9 protein-coding genes are annotated in these 10,111 nt (G+C 59.8%); 4 read left to right on the forward strand and 5 right to left on the reverse strand.

Going from position 1 to position 10,111, the window contains the following annotated elements:
• Positions 1 to 5 precede the first annotated feature (5 nt).
• Entirely contained in the window at positions 6 to 2,228 is a 2,223-nt protein-coding gene (ppk1, locus tag EYC95_RS13285) for a polyphosphate kinase 1 (RefSeq protein ID WP_131060759.1), read from the forward strand.
• A gap of 205 nt (positions 2,229 to 2,433) precedes the next feature.
• Here ppk1 and ppx read toward each other — a convergent pair whose 3' ends face one another.
• From ppx to EYC95_RS13310, 5 genes are all read right to left on the reverse strand, one after another.
• Entirely contained in the window at positions 2,434 to 3,936 is a 1,503-nt protein-coding gene (gene ppx, locus EYC95_RS13290; protein ID WP_131060770.1) for an exopolyphosphatase, read from the reverse strand.
• A 235-nt stretch (positions 3,937 to 4,171) separates the two neighbouring features.
• A complete protein-coding gene (locus tag EYC95_RS13295) occupies positions 4,172 to 4,909 on the reverse strand; it encodes an amino acid ABC transporter ATP-binding protein (protein WP_131060760.1) in 738 nt (245 codons plus the stop codon).
• The gene (locus EYC95_RS13300) at positions 4,896 to 5,546 is read right to left on the reverse strand and encodes an amino acid ABC transporter permease (RefSeq protein WP_131060761.1); all 651 of its coding nucleotides are present in this window, start codon (positions 5,544 to 5,546) and stop codon (positions 4,896 to 4,898) included. Before EYC95_RS13300 ends, EYC95_RS13295 begins: the two co-directional genes overlap by 14 nt.
• Positions 5,543 to 6,211 carry an amino acid ABC transporter permease gene (locus EYC95_RS13305; protein WP_131060762.1) on the reverse strand — a complete coding sequence of 223 codons (669 nt, stop codon included), beginning with the start codon at positions 6,209 to 6,211 and terminating at the stop codon, positions 5,543 to 5,545. The genes EYC95_RS13300 and EYC95_RS13305 overlap by 4 nt, the downstream gene beginning before the upstream one ends.
• Before the next feature lie 21 nt (positions 6,212 to 6,232).
• Positions 6,233 to 7,018: a transporter substrate-binding domain-containing protein gene (locus tag EYC95_RS13310; RefSeq protein ID WP_131060763.1), complete on the reverse strand. Its 786-nt coding sequence runs from the start codon at positions 7,016 to 7,018 to the stop codon at positions 6,233 to 6,235.
• Between the two features lie 256 nt (positions 7,019 to 7,274).
• Between EYC95_RS13310 and EYC95_RS13315 the strand changes: the two genes are divergently transcribed.
• The 3 genes from EYC95_RS13315 to rho all read left to right on the forward strand — a co-directional run bounded on the left by EYC95_RS13315 (position 7,275) and on the right by rho (position 9,940).
• A complete protein-coding gene (locus EYC95_RS13315; protein WP_131060764.1) occupies positions 7,275 to 7,982 on the forward strand; it encodes a FadR/GntR family transcriptional regulator in 708 nt (235 codons plus the stop codon).
• Between the two features lie 120 nt (positions 7,983 to 8,102).
• On the forward strand, positions 8,103 to 8,432 hold the full coding sequence (trxA, locus tag EYC95_RS13320; protein ID WP_131060765.1) for a thioredoxin TrxA: 330 nt from the start codon (positions 8,103 to 8,105) through the stop codon (positions 8,430 to 8,432).
• Positions 8,433 to 8,680: 248 nt separating this feature from the next.
• Positions 8,681 to 9,940: a transcription termination factor Rho gene (rho, locus tag EYC95_RS13325; RefSeq protein ID WP_007942421.1), complete on the forward strand. Its 1,260-nt coding sequence runs from the start codon at positions 8,681 to 8,683 to the stop codon at positions 9,938 to 9,940.
• Positions 9,941 to 10,111 lie beyond the last annotated feature (171 nt).

Raw genomic sequence — 10,111 nt, forward strand, 5'->3', positions numbered from 1 at the left:
ATTCCATGAATACCGAAGGACTCACTGAAGTTGCCGTAAAGGAAGCTCAACCCGTGGTCGAGCAAATCGCCGAGACACCGCCGGAACTGGAGCCCGCTCCCCCTGCGGCGGTGACCGAAACCGCGACGGCGGCACCGGCGATTGCCATTCCCGGTCTGGATGACAGCAGCCTGTATATCCATCGCGAGCTCTCGCAACTGCAGTTCAACATCCGCGTGCTGGAACAGGCGCTGGATGAGTCCTACCCGTTGCTGGAGCGGCTGAAGTTTCTGCTGATCTTCTCCAGCAACCTGGACGAGTTCTTCGAGATTCGCGTCGCCGGCCTGAAGAAGCAGATCACCTTCGCCCGTGAACAGGCCGGTGCCGATGGCCTGCAACCGCATCAGGCCCTGGCCCGCATCAGCGAGCTGGTACACGGTCACGTCGACCGCCAGTACGCGATCCTCAATGACATTCTATTGCCGGAACTGGAAAAACATCAGGTCCGCTTCATCCGTCGGCGTCACTGGACCACCAAGATCAAAACCTGGGTGCGCCGCTATTTCCGCGACGAGATCGCGCCGATCATTACCCCGATCGGCCTCGACCCGACGCACCCGTTCCCGTTGCTGGTGAACAAGAGCCTGAACTTCATCGTCGAACTCGAAGGTATCGACGCCTTCGGTCGCGATTCCGGTCTGGCGATCATCCCGGCGCCACGCCTGTTGCCGCGCGTCATCAAGTTGCCGGAAGAAGTCGGCGGCGCGGGCGACAACTATGTGTTCCTGTCGTCGATGATCCACGCGCACGCCGATGACCTGTTCCAGGGCATGAAGGTCAAGGGCTGCTACCAGTTCCGCCTGACCCGTAACGCCGACCTTTCCGTCGACACCGAAGATGTAGAAGACCTGGCCCGCGCGCTGCGCGGCGAGTTGTTCTCCCGTCGCTACGGTGACGCGGTGCGTCTTGAAGTTGCCGACACCTGCCCGAAACAGTTGTCCGACTACTTGCTCAAACAGTTCAACCTGCACGAGACCGAGCTGTATCAGGTCAACGGTCCGGTCAACCTGACCCGCCTGTTCAGCATCACCGGTCTGGACAGTCAGCGTGAGCTGCAATACATGCCGTTCACCCCGCAGATCCCGAAACTGCTGCAGAACAGCGAGAACATTTTCAGTGTGATCAGCAAGCAGGACATCCTGTTGCTGCACCCGTTCGAGTCGTTCACGCCGGTGGTCGACCTGCTGCGCCAGGCGGCCAAGGACCCGCATGTCTTGGCGGTCCGTCAGACCCTGTACCGCTCTGGCGCCAACTCGGAAATCGTGGATGCGCTGGTGGATGCTGCGCGTAACGGCAAAGAGGTCACCGCGGTGATCGAATTGCGCGCGCGGTTCGATGAAGAGTCCAACCTGCAACTGGCCAGCCGTCTGCAAGCGGCCGGTGCGGTGGTGATTTACGGCGTGGTCGGCTTCAAGACCCACGCCAAGATGATGCTGATTCTGCGTCGCGAGGCCGGCGAAATCGTGCGTTATGCGCATTTGGGCACGGGTAACTACCACGCGGCCAACGCCCGTCTGTACACCGACTACAGCTTGCTGACCTCCGACGATGCCTTGTGCGAAGACGTTGGCAAACTGTTCAGCCAGCTGATCGGCATGGGTAAAACCCTGCGCATGAAGAAGCTGCTGCACGCGCCGTTCACGTTGAAGAAGGGCATGCTCGACATGATTGCCCGCGAAACCCAGTTCGCCCTCGACGGCAAACCGGCGCACATCATCGCCAAGTTCAACTCGCTGACCGATCCGAAGATCATTCGCGCGTTGTACAAGGCCAGTCAGTCCGGAGTGCGAATCGATCTGGTGGTGCGCGGCATGTGCTGCCTGCGGCCGGGCATCGCCGGGGTATCGCACAACATCCACGTGCGCTCGATCATCGGTCGTTTCCTGGAACACACCCGGGTCTTCTATTTCCTCAATGGCGGTGAAGAGCAGATGTTCCTGTCCAGCGCCGACTGGATGGAGCGCAACCTCGACAAGCGCGTCGAGACTTGCTTCCCGGTCGAGGGCAAGAAGCTGATCATGCGGGTCAAGAAAGAGCTGGAGCTTTATCTGACCGACAACACCCACAGCTGGAGCCTGCAGGCGGATGGTCGCTACATCCGCAACACGCCGACCGGCAACCAGAACCCGCGCAGTGCACAGGCGACGCTGCTGGAGCGTTTGGGTAGTCCAATCCTGACCGTTCGATAACACGCAAAACCTGTGGGAGCGAGCTCTTGTGGCGAGGGGATTTATCCCCGTTGGACTGCGCAGCAGTCCCTTTGGGGCCGCTTCGCGCCCCAGCGGGGATAAAACCCCTCGCCACAAAGGCTCGCTCCCACATGTGAATGGTGTCGCCTGTTGAATTGCAGGCACAAAAAAGGCCTTCCGAAGAAGGCCTTTTTCAATTTCAGGTTTAGCGGACGTTCAGCGTAAAGCTGACCCGGGTCAGCCATTCCGCTTCGAGGGCGAAGTCGGCCTGGGTCAGCTGGTTTTCGTCCAGCCAGTTTTCCGGGAACAACAAATCGAGGCTGTCGCGCTTGGCGTGCAATACGACCTGTGGCATTTCCTGGGTGCCGCGAATGTGATGGAACAGGATCGCAAAGCGCAGCAGCACGCACAGGCGAATCAGCTTGATGCCGTCATCGCCAAAATCGGCAAACCGGTCCCGGGGAATGTTGCGGCGGTGACCACGCACCAATAGCGCGAGCATCAGTTGGTCCTCTCGGGAGAACCCGGCCAGGTCCGAGTGCTCGATCAGGTAGGCGCCGTGCTTGTGGTACTGATAGTGAGCGATGTCCAGGCCCACTTCATGGACCTTGGCGGCCCAGCCGAGCAGTTCGCGCCAGACGCCGTCATTCAGATCCCAATCCTTGGCCACTTGATCGAAGGCATGCAGGGCTTTGCGTTCGACCCGCGCCGCTTGTTCGAGATCGACGTGATAACGCTCCATCAACGAACTGAGCGTGCGCTCACGGACGTCTTCGTGGTGATGACGGCCTAGCAGGTCATAGAGCACGCCTTCACGCAGGGCGCCTTCACAGTGGTCCATGCGTTGCAGTTCGAGGGCGTCGAAGATTGCTTCGAGAATCGCCAGGCCCGCAGGAAAAATCGCGCGGCGGTCCGGCTTGATGCCTTCGAAATCGATTTTCTCGACATCGCCCAGCTTGATCAGTTTGCGCTTGAGCCAGGCCAAACCTTCGGCATTGACCTCGCCCGTGCCATGACCGCCGGCCTTCAGCGCCAAACCGATAGCGCGGATGGTGCCTGAGGAGCCGATGGCTTCATCCCAGGTCAGGCGGTGCAGGGCGTGTTCGATGCTCATGATCTCCAGCCGCGCTGCGGTGTACGCCTGGGCGTAGCGGGCCGGGGTGATCTTGCCGTCCTTGAAGTAGCGCTGGGTATAACTGACGCAGCCCATTTGCAGGCTTTCGCGCAGCAGCGGTTCGAAGCGCTGGCCGATAATGAACTCGGTACTGCCGCCGCCGATGTCGGCAACCAGGCGTTTACCCGGGGTGTCGGCGAGGGTGTGGGACACGCCAAGGTAGATCAGGCGAGCTTCTTCACGACCGGAGATGACCTCCACCGAATGCCCGAGGATTTCTTCGGCGCGGCGGATGAATTCGCCGCGGTTGCGCGCTTCACGCAGGGCGTTGGTGCCGACGATCCGCACGGCGCCAGGGGGCATACCGTTGATCAGTTGGGCAAAACGCTTCAGGCAATCGAGCCCGCGCTGCATGGATTCTTCGTTGAGGTGGCGCTCTTCGTCGATGCCGGCGGCCAGCTGAACCTTCTCCCCGAGACGCTCGAGAATACGGATTTCGCCGTTCTGGGCCTTGGCCACGACCATGTGAAAGCTGTTGGAGCCCAGGTCGATTGCGGCGATCAGGGACAGATTCTTGGCTTGGGATTGCGGCATGGTCATGGGGTCTCGGTCGATAACCCAGACATCGTGCCACGATCAAAGGCTGACGCCAACGCGCAGGAGTTGTGGAAGGCTGCGTTCTTTTGGCGCGGGGACATTTGCAGTGCTGCTGATGGCCTCTTCGCGAGCAAGCCCGCTCCCACCTTTAACCGGGTTGCTCAGCCACAACGCGGTCAACTGTGGGAGCGGGCTTGCTCGCGAAGGCGGCATCGCTGACTCCAGAGATCTTTCAGCCCGCCGCTTCAACCGTCCCGATAAAGTTCGCCAACTCCGCGGTCTGCGGGTTCGCAAACAAAATCTTCGGATCCCCCACCTCATGCACCTTGCCCTGATGCATGAACACCAACTTATCCCCAACCTCCCGGGCAAAACGCATTTCATGGGTGACCATGATCAATGTCATGCCTTCCCTGGCCAGTTGCCGGACCACGCTCAGCACCTCATTAACCCATTCCGGATCCAGCGCCGAGGTGATCTCGTCGCACAGCAGCACCTTCGGCGACATCGCCAGCGCCCGGGCAATCGCCACGCGCTGTTGCTGCCCGCCAGACAATCGGTCCGGGAAGGCATCAAATTTCTCGCCCAACCCGACCCGTTCCAGCATCTCCCGCGCCAGCTCGACAGCCTTGGTCTTCGGCACTTTCTGCACCACTTGCGGCGCGAGCATCACGTTTTCGCCCACGGTCAGGTGCGGGAACAGGTTGAACTGCTGAAACACCATCCCGACTTTCTGCCGCAAGCTGCGCAGATCGGCACGGGCGGCGTCGAGGTATTCGCCGTCGACTTCGATCACGCCGTCGTTGATCGATTCCAGGCCATTGAGCGTGCGCAGCAAGGTCGATTTGCCCGAGCCGCTACGGCCGATGATCGCCACCACCTGGCCTTCCTCGACGCTCAGGTCGATGCCTTTGAGCACATGGTGGTCGCCGTAGTATTTATGCAGGGCGGAAATTCTAAGCAGAGGCATGCAGTCTCCTTTCCAGGTAGCGCGCACTGAGGGACAAGGGGTAGCAAAGCAGGAAGTAACCGAGGGCCACGAGGCCGTAGACCATGAAGGGTTCGAAGGTCGCGTTGGCGAGCATGCCGCCGGTCTTGGTCAGTTCGGTGAAGCCGATGATCGAGGTCACGGCGGTGCCTTTGACCACTTGCACCGAGAAGCCCACGGTCGGCGCCACAGCAATCCGCAGCGCTTGCGGCAGAATCACGTAGCGCAGTTGCTCAAGCGGATTGAGCGCCAGGCTCGACGAGGCTTCCCACTGGCCATTGGGGATCGATTCGACGCAGCCACGCCAGATTTCCGCCAAGTAGGCGCTGGTGAACAGCGTCAGGGCCAGCGCCGCCGCCATCCACGGCGAAATCTCCACGCCGGCCAGCGCCACGCCGAAAAACACCAAAAACAACTGCATTAACAGCGGCGTGCCCTGGAACAGCTCGATGTAGGTGCGGGCAACGTTGTGCGGCAGGGGGGTTTTCGAGATGCGCATGACCATGATCAGCAAGCCGATCAGTCCGCCGCCGATAAACGCCACCAGCGACAGCGCCAGAGTCCATTGCAGGCCAGTGAGCAGGTTGCGCACGACGTCCCAGAACGTGAAATCGCTCATTGGCTGCTCCTCGATAGGTAGCGACGGCCGATCCAGTTCAGCAACTGGCGGATCAACAGCGCCATGCACAGGTACAGCAGCGTGGTCAGGGCATAGGTTTCAAAGGCGCGGAAGTTGCGTGATTGAATGAAGTTGGCGGCGAAGCTCAACTCCTCGGTTGCGATCTGCGAGCAGACCGCCGAGCCGAGCATGACGATGATGATCTGGCTGCTCAGGGCCGGCCAGACTTTGCCTAACGCCGGCAGCAGGATCACGTGGCGGAACGCTTCGAATCGGCTCATCGCCAAGGCAGCAGCGGCTTCCAGCTGTCCCCGGGGGATCGCCTGAATGCCGGCGCGGATGATCTCGGTCGAGTAAGCCCCGAGGTTGATTACCATCGCCAGCACCGCTGCCTGCCATTCTGAGATCTGCACGCCCAGCGACGGCAAGCCGAAGAAGATGAAAAACAGCTGCACCAGAAACGGCGTGTTGCGGATCAATTCGACGTAGACCCCGAAGATCGTCGAGAACGGGCGGATATTCCACGCCCGCACCAACGCTCCGACAATGCCCAGACCCACGCCGAACACTGCGCCGATGGCCGTCAACTCAAGGGTGAACAGCGCGCCGCGCAGCAGCAGGTCGGTGTTTTGCACCACCGGCAGAAAGTCGAACTGATAGGCCATATCAAGTCTCCCGAGCGACGATCAGAGATCGGCCGGCAACGGCTCTTTCAGCCAGGTCCGGGAGTTTTTCTCCAGCGCGCCGTCGGTCTTGGCGGTGGCGAGGATCTGATTGACCTTGCCCAGCAACGCCGGCTCGTTCTTGTTCACGCCGACATAGACCGGCGAGTCCTTGAGCTTCACTTTCAGCGCAGGCACGCGTTTCGGGTTTTTCTCGCTGATCGCCACCATCACCACGTTGCCGCTGGCGATCAGGTCGACTTGCCCGGCGAGGTAAGCGGCGATGGTCGAGTTGTTGTCTTCAAAGCGCTTGATGGTCACGCCTTCGGGAGCGACTTTGGTCAGTTCGATGTCTTCGATGGCGCCTCGGGTAACGCTGACGGTTTTGCCCTTGAGGTCGTCCAGGCCTTTGATGTCGGCGTCTGGCGGACCAAACACGGCGAGGTAGAACGGCGCATAGGCGCTGGAGAAATCGATGACTTTCTCGCGCTCGGGGTTCTTGCCCAGGCTGGAGATCACCAGATCGACCTTGCCGGTGGTCAGGAACGGGATGCGGTTGGTGCTGTTGACCGGCGTAAGCTCAAGCTTGACCTTGAGTTGGTCGGCCAGCAGTTTAGCGGTGTCGATATCGAGGCCGCGAGGTTTCATGTCCGGGCCGACCGAGCCGAACGGCGGGAAGTCCTGAGGCACGGCCACCTTGAGGACGCCGCGTTTGACCACATCCTCCAGACCGTCGGCGTGAGCGGGTGCCTGGCCCAGCATCAGGCTGGCAAACAGGGCGGTGAGCAGGGCGCTGTAACGCAGGGTCATGGCATATCTCCGGATCGGCGAGAAGTGATTTCTGCGGATCGACCGAGCATGGGCCATGCCAAGAAGTGGTTTTGGGTGTCCCAGGTCACGGTTTTGCTGGATTCGTTCGGTCTTACTGGTCTGAACAGTGCAAGGGCGTTTCGCACCCTCATAGCGCATCCTTGAAGCGTGCCGAACCCCCATGGGGCACGACTTGCCGGGCGTTGTGAATAGCTTTACAACTAGCCGCTCATTGTCCTGGTTCGCCTGAAAAACCATGAATTCGATTTCCCGAGCCGTACCTGAAGTGGCGCTGCAAGCCATCCGGAAACTGATCACCGAACAGGGTTTCGCGCCGGGCGATGCTTTGCCCTCGCAGCGGGATCTGGCGGTGCAATTGGGGGTCAGTCGGGCGTCGCTGCGTGAGGCGTTATCGTCGTTGAGTGCGCTGGGCGCGATCAGCATCCAGCCGGGCAAGGGCGTGTTCGTGCAGTCACCGGTCGATTTGCCGCGAGGCGATGCGGCGCTGAGTTGGCCATTCGCGGCCCTGGCGTCGCCGTTGGATATTTTCCAGTTGCGCTATGCTCTGGAAGGCTTTGCCGCCGGTTTGGCCGCGGTGACCCTGAGCACTCAGGAACTCGATACGCTGGAAGACAACGTTGCCGCCATGCGTAACGAATTGAAGGCCGGCGACTTCGAAGCGGCGGCGCGACTTGATTTCGATTTTCACCGACGCATTCTGCTGGCCAGCGGCAATCAGGCGATGCTGAGCATCCTCACGGCCAGCGCCGACATTTTTCTGGAGAGTCAGAAGCTACCGTTCATCCGAGCCGAACGGGCCATGGAAACCTGGCAGGAGCACCGCAAAATCCTCCGCGCACTGGCCAGGCGCTCGTCCGGCGCGGCGCAGAAGGCCATGCAGGAACATGTGCGCAATGCAGCCCTGCGTACTGGAATTGCCTTCGTCGCTCCCGCCACCTCATGACTTGAGCTATACCCAAACTCATGCGGCACCATAGCGAGACTCAATCAACTGCACCTTCCTGAACGGGGGAAGGGCGGCTATGATGGGCCACGTTTTTTTGCTTACAACCTGGAGACTTCCATGAGCAGCGATCTTATCAAACACGTCACCGACGCTAGCTTCGACGTCGACGTCCTCAAGGCCGAAGGCGCTGTACTGGTCGACTACTGGGCTGAATGGTGCGGCCCTTGCAAAATGATCGCTCCTGTTCTGGACGAAATTGCTGAAACCTACAAAGGCAAGCTGACCATTGCCAAGCTGAACATCGACGAGAACCAGGAAACCCCGGCCAAGCATGGCGTGCGTGGTATCCCGACTCTGATGCTGTTCAAGAACGGCACCGTTGAAGCGACCAAGGTCGGCGCACTGTCGAAGTCGCAACTGGCTGCCTTCCTCGACGCCAACATCTAAGCGTTGTTATAAAGCGTCATGAAAAGGCCCCGCATATTGCGGGGCCTTTTCGTTATTGAGGGCTAGACGCTCCGAAACTCAGGTGGTACATTCGGCCCCGCACTGGTTTCTCCATTGCCCCCTGCTAGCCGTCGCCGACGCACTCCTTTTCGAATAAGTACGCGATCCTGTCGCCTTCTCTGCGGCGCGGCCTCATTAAGCCAAAAGCTTAATTTCCCCCCCTCCATAAATGATTACGTCATTCCTATATGAATCTGACTGAACTCAAGCAAAAGCCGATTACCGAACTGCTCGAATTGGCCGAACAGATGGGCATAGAAAATATGGCCCGTTCGCGCAAGCAGGACGTGATTTTCTCCCTGCTCAAAAAGCACGCTAAAAGCGGCGAGGAAATCTCCGGTGATGGCGTGCTGGAGATTCTCCAGGACGGCTTCGGCTTCCTGCGCTCCGCTGACGCGTCCTATCTTGCCGGCCCAGACGATATCTACGTCTCGCCGAGCCAGATCCGTCGTTTCAACTTGCGCACCGGTGACACCATCGTTGGCAAGATCCGCCCTCCGAAGGAAGGCGAGCGTTATTTCGCGCTGCTCAAGGTCGACACGATCAACTACGATCGTCCTGAGAACGCGAAAAACAAGATTCTCTTCGAGAACCTGACCCCGCTGTTCCCGACCGTGCGCATGAAGATGGAAGCCGGCAACGGTTCCACCGAAGACTTGACCGGTCGTGTCATCGACCTGTGCGCCCCGATCGGCAAAGGCCAGCGCGGTCTGATCGTTGCACCGCCGAAAGCCGGTAAAACGATCATGCTGCAGAACATCGCGGCGAACATCGCTCGTAACAACCCTGAAGTTCATCTGATCGTATTGCTGATCGATGAGCGTCCGGAAGAAGTAACCGAAATGCAGCGCACCGTGCGCGGCGAAGTGGTTGCCTCGACGTTCGACGAGCCGCCAACCCGCCACGTGCAGGTTGCCGAAATGGTGATCGAGAAGGCCAAGCGCCTGGTCGAACACAAGAAAGACGTGGTGATCCTGCTCGACTCCATCACCCGTCTGGCTCGCGCCTACAACACCGTGATCCCGAGCTCCGGCAAAGTGCTCACTGGTGGTGTCGATGCCCACGCCCTGGAGAAACCGAAACGTTTCTTCGGCGCCGCACGGAACATCGAAGAAGGCGGTTCGCTGACCATTATCGCCACCGCGCTGGTTGAAACCGGCTCGAAGATGGACGAAGTGATCTACGAAGAATTCAAAGGCACCGGCAACATGGAACTGCCTCTGGACCGTCGTATCGCTGAAAAACGCGTCTTCCCGGCCATCAACATCAACCGATCCGGTACCCGCCGCGAAGAGTTGCTGACCGCCGACGACGAGTTGCAGCGCATGTGGATCCTGCGCAAGCTGCTGCACCCGATGGACGAAATCGCTGCCATCGAGTTCCTGGTCGACAAGCTGAAAACGACCAAGACCAACGACGAGTTCTTCTTGTCGATGAAGCGCAAGTAAGACGGTTTTTTAACCGCTAAAAATGGCGTCCTTCGGGGCGCCATTTTTTTTGGTGCGCCAGGCATGGCGCGTTGCGCGAAGCGCAACCAGCTTGGCTGTGGTGGCCACGCTGGTGACTTGGAGGTGAAAGTCCTCTACACACCCGGCAAGGGGAAGTGTTAGCCAGAGGCA

Source organism: Pseudomonas sp. BGI-2, from assembly GCF_004310295.1.
GTDB lineage: Bacteria > Pseudomonadota > Gammaproteobacteria > Pseudomonadales > Pseudomonadaceae > Aquipseudomonas.